This window comes from Oribacterium asaccharolyticum ACB7 (assembly GCF_000238075.1).
Lineage (GTDB): Bacteria > Bacillota > Clostridia > Lachnospirales > Lachnospiraceae > Oribacterium > Oribacterium asaccharolyticum.
Map to the genome: position 1 here is coordinate 724,504 of NZ_JH414504.1, position 16,673 is coordinate 741,176.

General features: G+C 43.9%; 14 protein-coding genes. 1 reads left to right on the plus strand and 13 read right to left on the minus strand.

Annotation, left to right across the window (positions count from 1 at the left end; translation table 11 throughout):
* Positions 1-6: 6 nt before the first annotated feature.
* The 6 genes from HMPREF9624_RS03290 to HMPREF9624_RS03315 form a co-directional block, all read right to left on the minus strand.
* A complete protein-coding gene (locus tag HMPREF9624_RS03290; protein ID WP_009536523.1) occupies positions 7-1,314 on the minus strand; it encodes a helix-turn-helix domain-containing protein in 1,308 nt (435 codons plus the stop codon).
* A gap of 226 nt (positions 1,315-1,540) precedes the next feature.
* On the minus strand, positions 1,541-3,046 hold the full coding sequence (locus tag HMPREF9624_RS03295; RefSeq protein ID WP_009536524.1) for a YfcC family protein: 1,506 nt from the start codon (positions 3,044-3,046) through the stop codon (positions 1,541-1,543).
* A gap of 22 nt (positions 3,047-3,068) precedes the next feature.
* Positions 3,069-4,007: a carbamate kinase gene (gene arcC, locus HMPREF9624_RS03300; protein WP_009536525.1), complete on the minus strand. Its 939-nt coding sequence runs from the start codon at positions 4,005-4,007 to the stop codon at positions 3,069-3,071.
* Between the two features lie 9 nt (positions 4,008-4,016).
* The gene (argF, locus tag HMPREF9624_RS03305) at positions 4,017-5,009 is read right to left on the minus strand and encodes an ornithine carbamoyltransferase (protein ID WP_009429874.1); all 993 of its coding nucleotides are present in this window, start codon (positions 5,007-5,009) and stop codon (positions 4,017-4,019) included.
* Between the two features lie 33 nt (positions 5,010-5,042).
* Positions 5,043-6,272, minus strand: coding sequence for an arginine deiminase (arcA, locus tag HMPREF9624_RS03310; RefSeq protein ID WP_009536526.1), 1,230 nt, complete (start codon positions 6,270-6,272; stop codon positions 5,043-5,045).
* Positions 6,273-6,616: 344 nt separating this feature from the next.
* A complete protein-coding gene (locus HMPREF9624_RS03315) occupies positions 6,617-7,717 on the minus strand; it encodes a hypothetical protein (RefSeq protein WP_009536527.1) in 1,101 nt (366 codons plus the stop codon).
* 296 nt (positions 7,718-8,013) lie between these two features.
* On the opposite strand from HMPREF9624_RS03315, the gene HMPREF9624_RS03320 reads away from it, so the two are divergent.
* Positions 8,014-8,277: a hypothetical protein gene (locus HMPREF9624_RS03320; protein ID WP_009536528.1), complete on the plus strand. Its 264-nt coding sequence runs from the start codon at positions 8,014-8,016 to the stop codon at positions 8,275-8,277.
* Positions 8,278-8,666: 389 nt separating this feature from the next.
* Here HMPREF9624_RS03320 and HMPREF9624_RS03325 read toward each other — a convergent pair whose 3' ends face one another.
* The 7 genes from HMPREF9624_RS03325 to HMPREF9624_RS03355 all read right to left on the minus strand — a co-directional run bounded on the left by HMPREF9624_RS03325 (position 8,667) and on the right by HMPREF9624_RS03355 (position 16,586).
* The gene (locus HMPREF9624_RS03325) at positions 8,667-10,004 is read right to left on the minus strand and encodes a glucose-6-phosphate isomerase (protein ID WP_009536529.1); all 1,338 of its coding nucleotides are present in this window, start codon (positions 10,002-10,004) and stop codon (positions 8,667-8,669) included.
* A 179-nt stretch (positions 10,005-10,183) separates the two neighbouring features.
* A complete protein-coding gene (locus tag HMPREF9624_RS03330; RefSeq protein WP_009536530.1) occupies positions 10,184-10,876 on the minus strand; it encodes a 5'-methylthioadenosine/adenosylhomocysteine nucleosidase in 693 nt (230 codons plus the stop codon).
* A 121-nt stretch (positions 10,877-10,997) separates the two neighbouring features.
* The gene (locus HMPREF9624_RS03335) at positions 10,998-12,074 is read right to left on the minus strand and encodes an undecaprenyldiphospho-muramoylpentapeptide beta-N-acetylglucosaminyltransferase (protein ID WP_009536531.1); all 1,077 of its coding nucleotides are present in this window, start codon (positions 12,072-12,074) and stop codon (positions 10,998-11,000) included.
* A complete protein-coding gene (locus HMPREF9624_RS03340) occupies positions 12,067-12,486 on the minus strand; it encodes an HIT family protein (RefSeq protein ID WP_009536532.1) in 420 nt (139 codons plus the stop codon). Before HMPREF9624_RS03340 ends, HMPREF9624_RS03335 begins: the two co-directional genes overlap by 8 nt.
* An 82-nt stretch (positions 12,487-12,568) precedes the next feature.
* A complete protein-coding gene (gene uvrA / locus HMPREF9624_RS03345; RefSeq protein WP_009536533.1) occupies positions 12,569-15,397 on the minus strand; it encodes an excinuclease ABC subunit UvrA in 2,829 nt (942 codons plus the stop codon).
* A 182-nt stretch (positions 15,398-15,579) separates the two neighbouring features.
* A complete protein-coding gene (locus tag HMPREF9624_RS03350) occupies positions 15,580-16,092 on the minus strand; it encodes a Gx transporter family protein (protein WP_009536534.1) in 513 nt (170 codons plus the stop codon).
* A gap of 296 nt (positions 16,093-16,388) precedes the next feature.
* Entirely contained in the window at positions 16,389-16,586 is a 198-nt protein-coding gene (locus HMPREF9624_RS03355) for a cold-shock protein (RefSeq protein ID WP_009536535.1), read from the minus strand.
* Positions 16,587-16,673: the final 87 nt, after the last annotated feature.

Here is a 16,673-nt window from a genome sequence, read left to right on the forward strand (position 1 = left end):
TTTTTATTAAACTCTATTTTTCTTTTCTTTATTTTTATCTTTGTTTTTATACTTATTTTCAGACTGATCTGTCCTTTGCAAGGTGATAGACTCTCTAAATTCACTGGGGGTCATCCCTTTGAATTTGTAGAAATTCAAATTGAAAGTCTTAATATTACTATAGCCCACAGAAACCGAAATATCCAAGATGGAATAATTCGAATCCACGAGCATCTCACTGGCCTTATTCACTCGAACAAAATTCAACAAGGTTATAAAATTCATTTCCGTATAATATAAAAGAGCTCGATTTAATTCCGAAACGCTTATCCCGTACTTCTCCGAAATCGTACTGGCCAATAAGTCATCCGCATCATAATGATTATAGAGATAATCGGTAACTTCCAAAGCAATATTCTTATCCGCGGGACGATAGACTGCTCCCTCTTTCCCATAAGCCTTTCTATATTTGTTCGGTGTCAGTCCCATTTTCTCCACAAAATGCTTGGAAAGGTGGGATGCATCGGAAAAGCCCAATATATCTGCAATTTCTTCCAAGGTTAATCCGGTATAGATCAGATAGTCCGTCGCCTTTTCAATCCGTATATCATTTAAAAGCTTCGTAAAGGTTGTTCCCGTTAAATCACTCAGCCTCTTGGACAAGGAAGATTCGGAGATATAAAAAACCTCTGCAACCTTTTCCAAAGTCAAGTGCTCGGCTGAATGAAAATAGATATAGCTTAAGATAGAATTCTGTATCCCGATATTGTTTTTTTGCTTCACAGCCTCTTCCGTCAAAGCTAAACATCGTCGATACTCTACCATGAGCTCTAATATCTTTACTACCGTATAAAGGAAAGTGAAGGGTTGATCCGCCTGTCTCATTACTGCCGAATCCACGCCCAATTCATTTTGCAGAGAGGACATGATTCTATAAATCGTGGAAATTTGCTCTTTTTCCAGGTAAGCTACCGGATGAGATGCTAAAAAAGTAAATAAGCTTGTACTATCCACCTCCAGACCGGGAGCCACCTTCAGCATTGTATTCATAAACTGAAAGTCATAAACAATGAGGCTCAAGTGTAAAGTATCTCTAACGTCTATGATGTCCGTAACCTTCCAAGGGGTAATAGCACATAAAGTATGGGGTACAATATCATACTCCACCCCGTCAATTTTAATCTTACCGACACCCTTATTAAAATACATAAAGCGAGCAGCCTGATGCATCATGGCCTTCGTCGGCTTCTCTATCGCTTCATAATCAAAAGAACAAAGGGAAACAGGATTGATTCCCGATGTCCAGCTTTCTTGCATAATTGCCTTTTTACTCATCCGTTTCTTCCTCAAAACAGTTCACATAGTTCCTTAAAGAATGCCGGAACGCCAAAGTGAAAAAGAAGGAACTTTTTTTTATTATTTCTTTCCTATTTTCGTTATTATAGCACAAATTCATTCATAGATATTATAAATAAATTTAATTTTTTTAATATAGGGTATAAAAAAGAAGGACTTCCAAGCAGAAGTCCTTCTTATATGCTTTGCAAGGATTACTTACAAACTACTTAATAATCATCATTGCCAAAGAAAGAACAACGATATTTGCAATGCCGATTGCTACAAAGAGCTTTAGTCCCCACTTCATATAGGTCTTTAACTCTACTTTGGCAGCACCCAGACCACCCATTACAACACCGGAGGTCGGTGTGAAAAGGTTAATCAAACCGCAACCTGCAGAGAATACGGCAACCATTACGGATGCATCGAATCCAAGAGTGTTTGCCAATCCGCCCATTACCGGGATGGAGAATCCTGCCAATCCGGAAGTGGAAGGAACCAGGAAGCTGAGTACCAGGTAAATGACATAGGAAAGCGGTGCAAAGACGAATCCCGGAACACCCTTCAGAATTGCTGCAGACTTATCCAAAATCCAGAAGTCCATATGTGTTGCCTGCATCACAACCGTGATACCGCGGGCAACCGCAATGACAAGCGCTACGGAAAGAAGATCCTTTGCTCCGTCAAGATAGGTATTAATCAATTCGTTTTCAGACATCCTTGCCATAATGCCGACAAGAACAGCTGCAAAAGTAAACCAAGCTGCCAACTCCGCAAAATACCACTGTCCGAGAGGAACACCGGTTAAGAAATCGGACCAGCCAAGTGCCGCAAGATAAGCGTCTTCATTTCCGCCAAAGGTGATGTCCTGATAGGAAATCAGAGAAGCAATCATAACCGCAAAAGAAATAGCGAATACAATCAGAACGGCCTTATGCTTTCCGGTAAACTCCAAGGTCTGGCCGTCTTCCTTCATAAAATGATCCTTCATGTCCTGCTGTTCCTGTAAGGAAAGGATGGTGGATCCCTTATCCGCTTTTACTTTTTTGGCATAACGCAGTACAAAGATAATCGCGATAAGCAGTGAAGTAACCCAAAGCGCAAAGCCGAGAACCATGATGGTTGTACTGCTGTAAGGAACATTTACGCTCTGTAATGCGGAGGTTGCCGCACCGGTTGCAAAGGGGTTAATGGTGGATCCCAAAACACCGCAACCTGCACCGAGGAGAACGGTCGCTACCGCAACAATGGTATCAAAGCCCGCTGCAACAAGCGCAGTGGTAATCAAAGCATAGAAGCCGATGGTCTCTTCCGCCATACCGTAGGTGGATCCGCCGATGGAGAAAAGAACCATTAAGATTACAATTAAAACTTCTTCCTTCCCGTGCATCTTCTTAACCAGATGATAAACACCCGCTTCCAGTGCACCGGTCTTCATCACTACGCCGATAAATCCGCCGATGGATACGATAAATACGATTAAGTCCGCTGCATTAACGAATCCATTGGGATAAGCCATAAAAAAGTTATTCAGCTTAGCTCCAACAACGGTAACAGTTCCGCCGGCAGCAACAGTTTCAACCAACGCACCATACTTTTCCGGGTTTAATCCGGAAATAATATCGTTGCTAATCGGCTGTCCGTTCAAAAGAACGGAAATGATACATAAAACTGCCAAAATGATAAATAAAATACTAAACGCTGTTAAAGATTGTTTTTTCGCTTTCACAGAAATACTATCCCCCTTCTAGTTATTTTGTAATAATAGTACCTGTTTCACCTTTCAGTGCAAGGGCTGCCTTCTGTAAAGAGGTAATAAGAGCGGTTCCTCCGTTGGTATTATTCTTTACGAATTCCATACATGACTGAACCTTCGGAAGCATACTGCCCGGTGCAAACTGCTTCTCGGCAATATACTGCTCAGCTTCTGCCAGATTCATGGTTGGAAGTTCCTTCTGGTCCGGTTTGTTATAATTGATGCAAACTCTGTCTACAGCGGTAAGGATGATCAGCATATCCGCTCCGATATCCTGCGCAAGAAGAGCACTGGAACGATCCTTATCGATTACTGCCGCTACGCCCTTTAAGCCGTCAGCGGTCTCTACTACGGGAATGCCGCCGCCGCCAACCGTAATCACGATATCGCCAGCTTTCACAAGCTGCTCAACAACCTTGAGCTCAACGATACGCTGCGGAATCGGAGATGGTACGACACGACGATAGCCGCGTCCGGCATCTTCCAAAAAAGTAAATCCCTTCTCAGCGGCAATCTTGTCAGCTTCTTCCTTCGTATAGAAGCTTCCTACCGGCTTCGTCGGCTTAGCAAATCCGGGATCCTTCTCGTCTACAACAACTTGTGTGATAACGGAAGCACATTCCTTATCGATATGACGTGCCTTTAATTCCTTCTGAATTGCCTGCTGTAAATGATATCCGATATATCCCTGGGACATGGCGCCGCACTCCGGGAACGGCATATACGGTGTGTTTCCGCCCTTAGTGCTGGAAAACTCCATTGCCAGGTTAATCATTCCTACCTGCGGTCCGTTTCCATGGCCCACAATCACCTCATAACCCGCTTCAGACAAATCCACGATTGTCTTTGCGGTATGACGTACTAAATCAAGCTGCTCTTCGGGGGTATTGCCTAAGGCATTCCCCCCGAGAGCTACAACAATACGTTTTGCCATGCTCTTCTCCTACTTCAATGTAGCATACATTACAGCCTTAATAGTATGCATACGATTCTCTGCCTCGTGGAACTGTCTTGCGTGCTTGCCAAGGAATACGTCATCGGTAACTTCCATTGCCTCTAAGCCGTACTTCTGGTAGATGTCCTCTCCGACAGTGGTATTACGGTCATGGAAGGAAGGCAGGCAGTGTAAGAAAATAGCTGTCGGCTTAGCCATAGCCATAAGCTCCTTGTTTACCTGATACGGACGAAGAAGCTTGATTCTCTTCTCCCAAAGTTCTGCCGGCTCACCCATGGAAAGCCAGATATCCGTGTAAAGGACATCCGCATCCTTTGCACCGATTTTGATATCATCGGTAAGTTCAATTTCAGCTCCGGTATCCTTTGCAACCTCTCTGCACTTAGCAACGAGATCATCAGTCGGCATAAGCTCCTTCGGTCCACAAGCACAGAAGTGCATACCGAGCTTAGCACATACAACCATTAAGGAATTGGCAACGTTGTTACGAGCATCGCCGAAGAAAGTTAACTTACGGCCTCTAACATCACCGAACTCTTCCTTAACGGTAAGGATATCTGCAAGCATCTGTGTCGGATGATATAAGTCGGTCAAACCGTTCCATACCGGAACACCGGAATACTTTGCAAGGTCTTCAACAACCTTCTGATCAAATCCGCGGTACTCAATACCGTCATACATACGGCCCAATACCTTCGCGGTATCTTCCAGAGACTCTTTCTTTCCCATCTGAGAAGATCCGGAATCGAGGAAAGTAACGCCCATTCCCAGGTCACGAGCACCAACTTCAAATGCACAACGAGTTCTTGTGGAGGTCTTCTCAAAAAGCAGAACAACCTGCTTTCCCTTCAAATAGCTGTGATCAACACCGTTTGCCTTTAATCTCTTGAACTCGGCAGAAAGCTCCAAGAAATATCTGATTTCATCCGGTGTAAAATCCAACAGTGTCAAAAAGCTTCTTCCTCTAACATTAACTCCCATAGTAATTTCCCTCTCTCTCTTCTAATACAATTTTTAATCTTCACGAACAAGCGGCATAGACATACATCTGGGGCCGCCACGTCCTACACAAAGGTTCGATGCTTCAAGCTCCAGAACGTTGAAGCCGTTCTCCTTCAGATACTTGTTGGTTACATAGTTACGCTTGTAAACGATAACCGTTCCGGGAGCGATACACAGTGTGTTGGAACCGTCGTTCCACTGCTCTCTCTCTGCTGCAAGTGCATCTCCGGCACCGCAGGGGAACAGACGAACCTTCGGAAGTCCCATGAACTTTGCAAGAATATCTTCCAGCTTTCCGGTATGCTCTTCAATCTTTACATCATGCTTTGCGGCATCCTTGGTGATAGCGAAAACCTGTAAGGTTCCCATGATTCCCGGGTGGATGGTAAAGGCATCGGTATCAATCTGTGTAAATACGGTATCCAAATGCATGAAAGCACGGCTAACCGGAATATTAAATGCCAGAATGGTCTCAATCTTATTGCCTTCGTTCTCATAGAACATCTTCATAGCAAGTTCCTGAATCGCTTCAGGCTGTGTTCTCTGAGACATTCCGATGAAGAGTAACTTCTCGTTTACGTTTAATACGTCTCCACCTTCGATATGGAAGTAGTTGTTACGGCCATAGAGGTCAGGAACATTTCCAGCATAATCAGGATGATACTTGAAGATGTAATCCGCATAAATGGTCTCACGATTTCTGGTTACGGAGAACATTCTGTTGATAACTGCACCGTTTCCTACTGAAGCGAACGGGTCACGTGTGAAGTACAGGTTCGGCATCGGATTAACAAGAAGGTGGGAAGCGGTTGCAATGCGGTCTACCAGGAAATTGGTATGAATCTCGCCAAGCTCGGCAAAGGTGATACCTGCCATCGTCTTCAAAACCAATTCCTTCTCGTCCTTAAACTTCTCCAAATAATTCTTGATAATCTTATGATATTCTTCCGTGTGTACACCGGACTCGGTAATCCACTGATCTAAGAACTGCTCCTTGATTTCCGGCCGGGCCTTCAGGGTTTCTGCCATCAAATCCTCAAGGTAAACAACCTCTACACCATGATCTCTTAAAATATTTGCAAAACGATCATGCTCAAGCTGTGCTTCCGCTAAATCCGGAATATCATCAAACAACAACTCTCCCAATGTATCCGGGGTTAAGTTCAATAATTCATCACCGGGCCTATGAAGTAAAACTTTTTTGAGTTTTTTAATCTCACTCGTAACATGAATGTTGGACATGATTTTCCTCCTTCTAATTCCACTGATTCCCACAACTTGAAATTGCGCGCTTAATTTAAAATTGTGAAAAATCAATCATTAACCTTGAAAAGGTTTCATTGATAATATTTCCAAATGTACATGAAAAAATACACTCAGACTTTCTCTTATTGTAATCTTATTATTTAAGAGCCATGGTAATAGAGTGCCAAATATTTTGTATTTTTTTACAAAATTTATACGAATTGAAACTATTTTCTTACTGTAAGAACAGAAAAAACCGTACTGTAGCGGACTTTACTCTGCAATTCTTTGCAAATTCATCCTCTTACGGTACGGTTTTTCGAAACTTTATTTATCCCGATTTAAAGGGTTTTATCTCCCTCTTCCAGTTTTAAGATTGTCTCGGTCAGACTTTGGGCCTTTCCTTCCTCCAAAATCTGAATCATCGCCTGTAAATCTTCAACATTCATATGTTTTTTTCCGATATACTGTTCAAACTCCTTGGACAGCTTCAATGTTGTTTCCCGCTCTGCGGCTTCAAGACTGATTCTCTCCTCCGTATTTCTCTGCCATTCCGCCTTTAAGGCCTCCAAGCCCTCTCTCTCTGCATTTTCTATTTCATCACGAATAATTTCCTGACTTACCGTTTCAAAATTATGCAATGCATTCTGCTTCTGCGCGATAAAATCATTTCTTTCCTGCGTCAAACAAGCCAGTTCATCATCATACTCCGTCAAATTATAGTGGCCATCATCGGAATCTTTTCTGATTTCCCTTGCTAAGGCCTTTAAAGACTTCTTGTTTCTTAAAATCCGTTTACGAATGGCAATACTCTGCTTTACTACTTCTCTGTATTTCCCTACCGTTCTGTTTCCGACGAAGACATACAGTCCTCCAAAAAGTAAAATATCCAGCAGATAAATTCCTGCTAAAAATAATATCCCCTTAGATTTCAACAAAAAGAAATACAGTCCTAAGGGTAGAGCTGCAAAAATCAATAAAAATAAGAAAATCAGAATCAACACTTCCACAAAACTGACCGGCTTATATAAAACGGCAAAGAATTTACTCGCAATAAAAAGAGGTGCACCTTCTCTTTTGCAAATCCCCTGCATTTGCCTCTTTAACTCTATATTTTCCTGCTTCAGCGGTGCACTCTCGTCCGCAATGCGTTCTTTTATTCCCTTATTTTTCGCCGCATCTCTTTCACTTTGTGCTTTTTTAATCTTTCCGCTACTCTGACTGATTTTTTGATCATACGACTGTTCCAGTTCTTTCTGCCTGTCTTTTATTGTCTTTTCTATTTTCTCCGTCACAGCCGCTCTGTCTTTTTCAAATGCCTGTTTCGCTTCTTTTTCTTTTCCAAGAGATTCCTGCAATCTCTCCTGTATTCCATGATAATTCTCTAATTCCGCCTTTGCCTGTTCTAAAAAAAGTTTAGGATTTTCTGTTTCCAGTCCCATTTTCGGCCTCCGTCTTTCTTCTCTATTTTTCAGAAAAATCTGTCGTTCATTATTGTATCATTCTTTACTTATAGCATACTTTCCCGACTCTTACAATGAACTCTGAAAAGCACTTTTTGTAAGAAGTTTTCTGCAATACAATTCTTTGATTATAATTTTTCAATACCTAAAATATACGGAAATTATTTTGACAAAAAAATTTTTTCAGACTAAGCTTGGAAAGCTTCCATACGGTGACACTGTCCCGTAAGGAAAAAGAATGGATTTCTTCAAGATGATCTTATACGGAGGTTTGAATGTTTCGATTAAGCGGACAAATACTGAAAAACGGAAAAGTGATAGCGTCCTGTGTTTCCAGGCAGGAAGGAACGGAAAACAGGACCAAAAAGGTCTATACCGCATTGGAAGAAATCTGTCATCACTTTGATTTGCCGGTTCCCATCTGGCTTCCGACAAGAATTCGGGAATTTCAAACCCGATCCAAAACGACTTTTCTTTCCGACTCCTTTATGGAGGAGATTTCCTTTGACGGATTGGAAATTCAGGTGATTGAAGAATAAAACTGATCTTGCATAATCAATTGGATAGCAAACGATACACAATTTATCGAGAAACCGGTTGACTCATATAGAAGGGGCTGTAAAAAATCAAAATAATAAAGGGATTTTTTTTGCGATATAGGTCTGAATGCGGGGTAGTCTGAGCCCGTCGGTACTTGCGAAAAACAAGAGAAACGCAGTTTTTCGCTTAGTATCCCCTACGTAAGGACAAACTTTTCATCAGAAAAGTTGTCCTGTACGAGACCAACTTCCGAAGGAAGTTGCTTTGCGAAGCAAAGTGAGCAGTGGTTAACAAAACCACTGCTCAGTCAGGCGAAGCTAGCGAGAGCGTGCCCCAAGTTCAGACCTATATTGCTTAAAAATAATTTTGATTTTTTACAGTCCCGTTTTTACTTCTTTGCCAGTTCCTTCGCGAGCTCCTCATAACCGGGCTTTCCGAGAAGTGCAAACATATTTCTCTTATAGCTCTCTACACCGGGCTGGTTGAAAGGATTCACGCCGTTTATATAAGCAGAGACACCGCAGGCAAACTCAAAGAAGTAGAAAAGCTCGCCGAGCGTTCTCTCACACTGCTTATCAATCTGTAAAAGGAAGTTCGGTACATTTCCGTCCGTGTGCGCCAGGATTGTTCCCTGCATAGCGGCTTTATTGACAAAGTCCACGGTCTTTCCGGCAAGATAGTTCATGCCGTCCGTATCAATTTCTTCTTTCTCCAGCACAAGCTCTGCCGCGCTTTCCACCACTTCCAGAACCGTTTCAAAGTGAAGTCTTGCTCCCTCCTGAATAAACTGTCCCATGGAGTGCAGGTCTGTTGTAAAGTCTACGGAAGCCGGGAAAATGCCTCTCTGATCCTTTCCTTCGGACTCTCCGTAAAGCTGCTTCCACCACTCGGAAATATAATGGCAGGAAGGCTCATAGTTTACAAAAATCTCAATCTTCTTATCCTTACGAAGCATAATATTTCTTGCCGCAGCATATTGCAATGCCGGGTTTACTTCGTAATCCTGCTCTAAAAGAGCCTTTCTCATGGAAGCGGCTCCTTCCATCAGTTCGCAAATATTTGCTCCGGTAACGGCAATGGGAAGAAGTCCGACAGCAGTCAGCACGGAGTATCTTCCGCCTACATCATCGGGTACCACAAATTCTTCATAACCCATCTCATCGGCAAGACTCTTTAAAGCCCCTCTCGCCTTATCGGTTGTAGCGTAAATTCTCTTTGCCGCTCCGTCTTTTCCGTACTTTTCTTCCAGCATAGCCTTAAACACACGGAAGGCAATGGCGGGCTCGGTAGTGGTTCCGGACTTGGAAATGATATTTACGGAAAAATCCTTTCCCTTTAAAACCTGCTTTAAATCGGAAATGTACTTGGAAGAAATATTGTTTCCCACATAGTAAATCTCCGGTGTCTTTCTCTCTTCCTTCGGAAGCTCATTGTAGAAGCTGTGATTCAAAAACTCATTGGCCGCTCTTGCTCCAAGATAAGATCCGCCGATACCGATGACCAGTAAAACATCGGAATCCTCCTGAATCTTTTTTGCCGCTGCCTGAATTCTTTTAAACTCCTCTTTATCATAATTCTCCGGAAGGTCAACCCAGCCGAGAAAATCATTTCCGGCACCGCTTCCCTTCAGTAAAATTTCTTTTGCTAAGAGCGTCTGCGCCTTGAAATTCGCCATTTCCTCTTCGGAAACAAACTGTCTTGCCTTCGATAAATCCAATTTCAGCATATTCTTCTCCTTTTCTAAAAACCGTCCTAAGCCACCCTCTATATAAAGAAAAAAATTCTACACAACTTCCGTTATTATAAAAACAGGCAAGAAGACACGCAAGTCTTTCTTACCTGTTTTAGAAAACTTTTCTTAAAAATGCTTTAAAAGTCTAAAGCAAAAATGGATTCTGATTCAGATTAAACTCTACGCAAAAACTCCAGCATAAAATCCACCGTTTTTTCTATGGCTTTTGCTTCAAATTCTTCGTACACCATGCTTGCCTCATTATTGGCCTCATCGGAAATAAAACGAAGAATCACAAAAGGAACGCCGTTCTTCGTGGCAATCTGTGCTATGGCAGCTCCCTCCATTTCGCAACATGCGGCATCAAAGGTCTTCTTCAAATACTCCTTTGTTTCATGAGAAGATACAAAGCGGTCTCCCGTTACTACCCGTCCTATATAACTATTGTGTTCCGGATTGATTTCCTTATTCACTTCTACGGCGAGTTCCAAAAGGTGCGCATCCGCATCATATCCCAGCTTCTCATCTCCCGGCACCTTCCCGAGAGGATAGTCAAAGCGTGTCACATCCACATCGTACTGCAAGGCATCTCTCGAAATCACGAGGTCCAGGATATGCACCTCCGGAGAAATCGCTCCGGCAATCCCTGTATTAAAAATATAACTCGGGTGAAAACGGTCAATCAAGGCCTGGGTACAAGCTGCCGCATTGCACTTCCCAACCCCTGCACGAACCAACACCACATCCTTTCCGGAGAGTCTTCCCTTATAAAAATGATAGGGGCCCTGCACAATTTCTTCCCGCTCTTCGCAGAGCTTAACCAAGTGGGCAACCTCTTCCTCCATGGCACCGATGATTCCAATCATTTTCTCTCCTTTTTTTCTACACTACGTTTCTTTTTTCTACACTACGTTTCTTTTTTCTACACGACGTTTCTTTTTTCTACACTACGTTTCTTTTTTCTTCGCTACGTTTCTTTTTTCTACACTACGATTTTTCATCCAAAACCGACTGAATGACAGCTATCACATTCTTTCTGCCGTCTCTTTCTTTAGATGTTTCCATCGCTTTAATATACTTCTCCTTGTTCTCATGAAGTTTTTCAAGACAGTCCGGGAGTATCGCCGGATTCTCCTCCAGCTCTTCCTGAGGAAGCACTACGGAAAAGCCCTGCGATGAAAAGGACTCCGCATTTAATATCTGGTCCCCCCGAGAAGCCTTTTTCGGTAAGGGAATCAAGATGTTCGGCTTCTTTAAAGCGAGGATTTCATAAATCACGTTTGCCCCGGCGCGGGAAATCACAAAATCCGCCGCCTGATAGAGGTCAGCAAGTTCCTCGTTCACATAGGGAAACTGCCTGTAATACGCTAAATCGGAAAGAGACTTGTCCTCATTCTTCTTTCCGCAGATATGGATGATGTCGTAGTTTTCCCCTAATTTTCTTAGATTCTCTCGAACGGCAGTGTTGATGGCCACGGAGCCCAGACTTCCGCCGATTACCATCAACACCGGCTTTTCTCCTGAAAAGCCGCAGAGCTTTAATCCCTCTTCTCTACTCCCCTGTAAAAGTTCTTCTCTAATCGGCGCACCGGTACAAACCGCCTTCCCCTTGGGGAGAAGGGAAACCGTTTCCTGGAAATTACAGCAGATTTTCTTCGTAAAGGGAATGGTCAGCTTGTTTGCCAGTCCGGGAGTAAAATCCGACTCATGGCAAATAATCGGGATTCCCAGGCTTGCCGCCGCAAAGATAACCGGCACCGCAACAAAGCCCCCCTTGGAAAAGACCAAATCAATCTTCCAGTCCTGAATCTGCTTTCTTGCCTGAAAAAATCCGCCGATTACCCGGAAGGGATCCGTGAGATTCCGTAAAGAAAAATAACGACGCAACTTCCCTGTCGAAATCCCGAAGTAAGGGAGTCCTGCCTTTTCCGCCAGCTCCTTCTCTATGCCGTCCTTAGATCCCATGTAATAAATTGTGTGCTTTTCTCTTAATTCACCGAGTAAGGCAAGGTTCGCGGTCACATGCCCCGCCGTTCCTCCGCCGGTTAACAATATCTTAGCCATTAAGCTCCTTTACCATCTTTTCCTGCAAAACTTCCATTTCTCCATCAGCATATCCGGAAGGGTTCCAAGAGACAATATTTCCTTCCGTCCCAAAACGCGGAATAATGTGCACATGAAAGTGATGCACGGTCTGCCCGGCTACTTCGCCGTTATTCTGCACGATATTACAGCCCTTTGCCCCCGTTGCCTTCATGATCGCCTTCGCCACTCTTTTTGCCAGAGGAAAGACTTTCTGAAGTACCGTATCATCTAAGCTAAAGAGGTCCTCTCCGTGGCTCTTCGGTAAAATAAGAGCATGACCGGGTGTGCCCGGTGCAATATCCAAAATCACCCGAAAATCCGCATCCTCATAAATGGTCTTCGAGGGAATCTCCCCGTTTGCTATTTTACAGAAAATACAATCCGCATTCATTTTTGCCTCCTTATCCTAGCTGGATTTTTACCGTTTCCAAGTAAATCTACTACAAAGACTACTGCAAATACTACTATAAAGACTACTGCAAATACTTCTTCAAATATTGTCCGGTATAAGACTTCGGATTCTTTGCCACTTCCTCCGGAGTTCCGGTGCAAAGTACCGTTCCGCCGCCGGAGCCGCCTTCCGGTCCCATATCAATAAGATAATCGGCACATTTAATGACATCCAAGTTATGCTCAATCACCAGCACGGTATTTCCGCCGTCGGCAAGTCTTTGCAGCATTTCCACCAGCTTCCGTACATCCTCAAAATGCAGTCCCGTAGTCGGCTCGTCCAAGATATACAGAGTCTTTCCGGTACCTCTTCGGCTCAGCTCCGATGCCAGCTTGATTCTCTGTGCCTCTCCTCCGGAAAGCTCGGTGCTGGGCTGTCCCAGCCGGATATAGGAAAGTCCCACATCCATCAAGGTCTGCATCTTACGACTAATGCTGGGAATATTTTCAAAAAATGTCAATGCCTCTTCCACCGTCATATTTAAAACATCATAGATGTTCTTTCCCTTGTATTTTACTTCCAAAGTTTCCCTGTTATAACGCTTTCCGCCGCAAACCTCACAGGGTACATAGACATCCGGCAGGAAGTGCATCTCAATCTTTACAATTCCGTCTCCACTGCAGGCTTCACAACGACCGCCTTTGACATTGAAAGAGAATCTTCCCTTGCTGTAGCCTCTTTCCTTGGCATCCTTAGAACTCGAAAAAAGGTCGCGAATGAGGTCAAAAACCCCGGTATAAGTTGCCGGATTCGAACGGGGCGTCCTTCCGATCGGACTTTGGTCTATATCGATCACCTTATCCAGGTACTCTGTTCCCGTGATTTTACGGAACTTACCCGGTACCAATCTCGCCTTATTTAAAGTTTTTGCGCAGTACTTGTGCACGATTTCATTTACAAGGGAGGATTTTCCGGAACCCGAAACCCCGGTCACACAGGTAAAGACCGAAAGCGGAATCTGTACATCGATATTCTTTAAATTGTTCTCCTCCGCGCCGAAAACATCCAAGGTATGGGTATGGGGTCTTCTGCTTTTCGGGAGTGGAATCTTCTTTTTCCCGCTTAGATACTGTCCCGTTATGGAAGCCGGATTTTGAATGATTTCTTCCGCCGTTCCCACGGCAACTACCTCTCCTCCGTGCTCTCCCGCACCGGGACCGATATCTACGATCATATCCGCTTCCCGCATGGTATCCTCATCATGTTCTACGACGATAACGGAGTTTCCGAGGTCACGAAGCCGTTTTAAGGTTGCAATCAGCTTATCGTTGTCCCTTTGGTGAAGACCGATGCTCGGCTCATCCAGAATATAGGCAACCCCCACAAGACCCGATCCAATCTGGGTCGCCAAACGAATTCTCTGCGACTCCCCTCCAGAAAGTGTTCCCGCGGAACGGGCAAGGCTTAAGTAATTTAAGCCGACATCCAGCATAAACCTGGATCGCGCCTTAATTTCCCGAAGAATCTGCTCCGCAATCTTCGCTTCCATAGGCTTTAAACGAATAGAATTAATCCAGTCAAAGAACTCATCCATGGAAAGCATGGTCGCCTCATGAATATTTTTCTCTCCTACAGTCACCCCCAAGGAAGAAGGCTTCAGTCTCGCCCCATGGCAGCTCGGACAGGGAGTAATACGCATAAACTGCTCATACTCTATCTTCATTTTCTCGGAAAAACACTCTTTATAGCGGCGTTCGATGTTGGCAAGTAAGCCCTCAAAGGCCACCTGATGCACTGCACCCTTGCCGTACTGCGACTGATAATGCACTGTTACGCGCTCACCCCTCGTGCCGTTTATGATGAGATCCTTCACCTTTTCCGAAAGCTCCTGAAAGGGCGTATCCAAAGAAAAGCCGTACTTCTCACTCATGGCCACAAGCATGGCATGAGTAAAACTTCCTTCATCCTTCGAGTTCATCCAGCCCAGTACGGAAATAGCGCCTTCATTTAAGGAGAGGCTCTCATCCGGAATCATCAGCTTCACGTCAAATTCCATCTTATAGCCAATACCAAAGCAGGTCGGACAGGCTCCGAAGGGGTTGTTGAAGGAGAAGCTTCTCGGCTCTATTTCTTCAATGCTTGTGCCGTCAAAGGGGCAGGCAAAATTGGTGGAGAGCTGAAGCTCTTCTCCATTTAAAAAGTCCACCAAAAGAAGGCCGTTACTAAGGGAAAGCACCTGCTCAATCGAGTCCGTAAGCCTTTTCTCAATCCCCTTACGCACCACCAGACGATCCACCAAGACTTCAATCGTATGCTTTATATTTTTCTCTAAGGAAATCTCCTCTTCGAGCTCATAGAGATTCCCGTCAATTCGTACACGAACATAACCGGAACGGCGCAGACTCTGCAGGAGCTTTTCATGCATACCCTTTTTCCCCCGTACCACCGGAGCAAAAAGCTGCATCTTCGTTCCCTCCTCCTTCTTCATAAGGAGATCCACCATCTCATCCACGGTCTGCTTCTTAATCTCTCTTCCGCACACGGGACAATGGGGCACGCCCACTCTTGCATAGAGAAGACGCATATAGTCGTAAATTTCCGTAACGGTTCCCACTGTGGAACGCGGGTTTCTGTTTGTTGACTTTTGATCAATGGAAATCGCGGGAGAGAGTCCCTCTATAAGTTCCACATCCGGCTTTTCCATCTGTCCGAGGAACTGTCTTGCATAAGAAGAGAGCGACTCCATATAGCGCCTCTGCCCCTCCGCATAAATCGTATCGAAGGCAAGAGAGGACTTTCCGGAACCCGAAAGTCCGGTAAGCACCACCAGGGAATCTCTCGGAATATCCAGATTGACATGCTTTAAATTGTGCTCATTGGCACCTCGAATTTTGATCCACTTCTTTTCCACAGTTTGCCCCTTTTCTATCTCTATCTATATCTATATTCTAATTTTTTATCTTCCACCTTATGCTTTCTCTTTTACAAGTGTCAGGATACAGAAACAAGCACTGCAAGACGGAATGAAAAGACATTTTTACATAGGAACGTTTGTTCTTTTATAAAATAGCACCGAAACTTGCTTCTGGCAAGCTATCCTCTTAATTCTCTGAAAAATTTTGCCAAACGCTTCGCCACTATGGAAGCCAAAATTCCCATTACCATCCCTGCTGCCGTTCCGGCAAGTAACAGGAGGGGTAAATAGGCAAAAAGAACAGGATTCCGAAGGAGGAAGGCCGCCATCAGGATTTGCCCGATATTATGAAAAATGCCCCCTAAAAGGCTTACAGAAATGAAGGATAACTTGAAGCATTGTTTCGCAAGAACCATGACAAAAAAACTCAGAAAAAAGCCAGCCATGGAATAGCTTAAGGTCATCAGGTTTCCGAAGAGTACGGACAGAAGCAGCACGCGTAAAAAACTGATGATTCCGGTCGGTACCGGCCCTAAAGAGAACAGACCAATTATATTTACTATATTGGCTAAACCCAGCTTGATTCCCGGAATCGGAAAAGGCGTCGGAATCATCGATTCCAGATAACCCAGAATCATGGAAAGAGCGAGCAACATTGCGTAAGCCGTCATTTTCTTAGTGCCTTTTTCCATCTTCCTCCTCCGTAAAGAAATCATCCTCCAAAATAGCCAGCCCCTAGTGTACCACGTCTTTTCGAATAAAAAAAGGACGGCTTCTCGCCGTCCTGCTTCTTTTCTTTTAACTTGCCACTTCTTGCAATGCTGTCTCTCTCTAAAAGGAAACAATCCTGTCCACTGAAAGAAAGAAATCTATATTACAATACGGTACAAAACTAAAGAGAAAGTGAGATGATTGATGCTTTGTGTCTGTCTATCCGTGGCTGTACACAGCACTTCTCAAGTCATGTACGCAAAGCTTATCGTATCTCTTAAAGCTTTACTACATTGGTAGCCTGAGGTCCCTTAGCACCATCAACTACTTCAAACTCAACAGCCTGTCCTTCTTCTAAAGACCTGTAGCCTTCTCCGGACAAACCAGAGTAGTGTACGAACACATCCTTTCCTGTCTCATCAGAGATGAATCCGTATCCCTTTTGGTTATTAAACCACTTTACTGTACCTTTCATTACTATATCCTCCAAAAAAACGATTGTAACCGAAATTGATTACAACAAAATAAGAATAGCATACGAATTCATCATAGTCAACTAATA

Bases quoted from the DNA above. Each gene is read 5' to 3' on its own strand.
- HMPREF9624_RS03320 (WP_009536528.1), top strand. From the start codon at position 8,014: ATGTTTCGATTAAGCGGACAAATACTGAAAAACGGAAAAGTGATAGCG.
- argF (WP_009429874.1), bottom strand. From the start codon at position 5,009: ATGGGAGTTAATGTTAGAGGAAGAAGCTTTTTGACACTGTTGGATTTT.
- HMPREF9624_RS03335 (WP_009536531.1), bottom strand. From the start codon at position 12,074: ATGGCTAAGATATTGTTAACCGGCGGAGGAACGGCGGGGCATGTGACC.
- HMPREF9624_RS03315 (WP_009536527.1), bottom strand. From the start codon at position 7,717: ATGGGACTGGAAACAGAAAATCCTAAACTTTTTTTAGAACAGGCAAAG.
- HMPREF9624_RS03355 (WP_009536535.1), bottom strand. From the start codon at position 16,586: ATGAAAGGTACAGTAAAGTGGTTTAATAACCAAAAGGGATACGGATTC.
- HMPREF9624_RS03325 (WP_009536529.1), bottom strand. From the start codon at position 10,004: ATGCTGAAATTGGATTTATCGAAGGCAAGACAGTTTGTTTCCGAAGAG.
- HMPREF9624_RS03350 (WP_009536534.1), bottom strand. From the start codon at position 16,092: ATGGAAAAAGGCACTAAGAAAATGACGGCTTACGCAATGTTGCTCGCT.
- HMPREF9624_RS03290 (WP_009536523.1), bottom strand. From the start codon at position 1,314: ATGAGTAAAAAGGCAATTATGCAAGAAAGCTGGACATCGGGAATCAAT.
- arcC (WP_009536525.1), bottom strand. From the start codon at position 4,007: ATGGCAAAACGTATTGTTGTAGCTCTCGGGGGGAATGCCTTAGGCAAT.
- HMPREF9624_RS03340 (WP_009536532.1), bottom strand. From the start codon at position 12,486: ATGAATGCGGATTGTATTTTCTGTAAAATAGCAAACGGGGAGATTCCC.
- HMPREF9624_RS03330 (WP_009536530.1), bottom strand. From the start codon at position 10,876: ATGATTGGAATCATCGGTGCCATGGAGGAAGAGGTTGCCCACTTGGTT.
- arcA (WP_009536526.1), bottom strand. From the start codon at position 6,272: ATGTCCAACATTCATGTTACGAGTGAGATTAAAAAACTCAAAAAAGTT.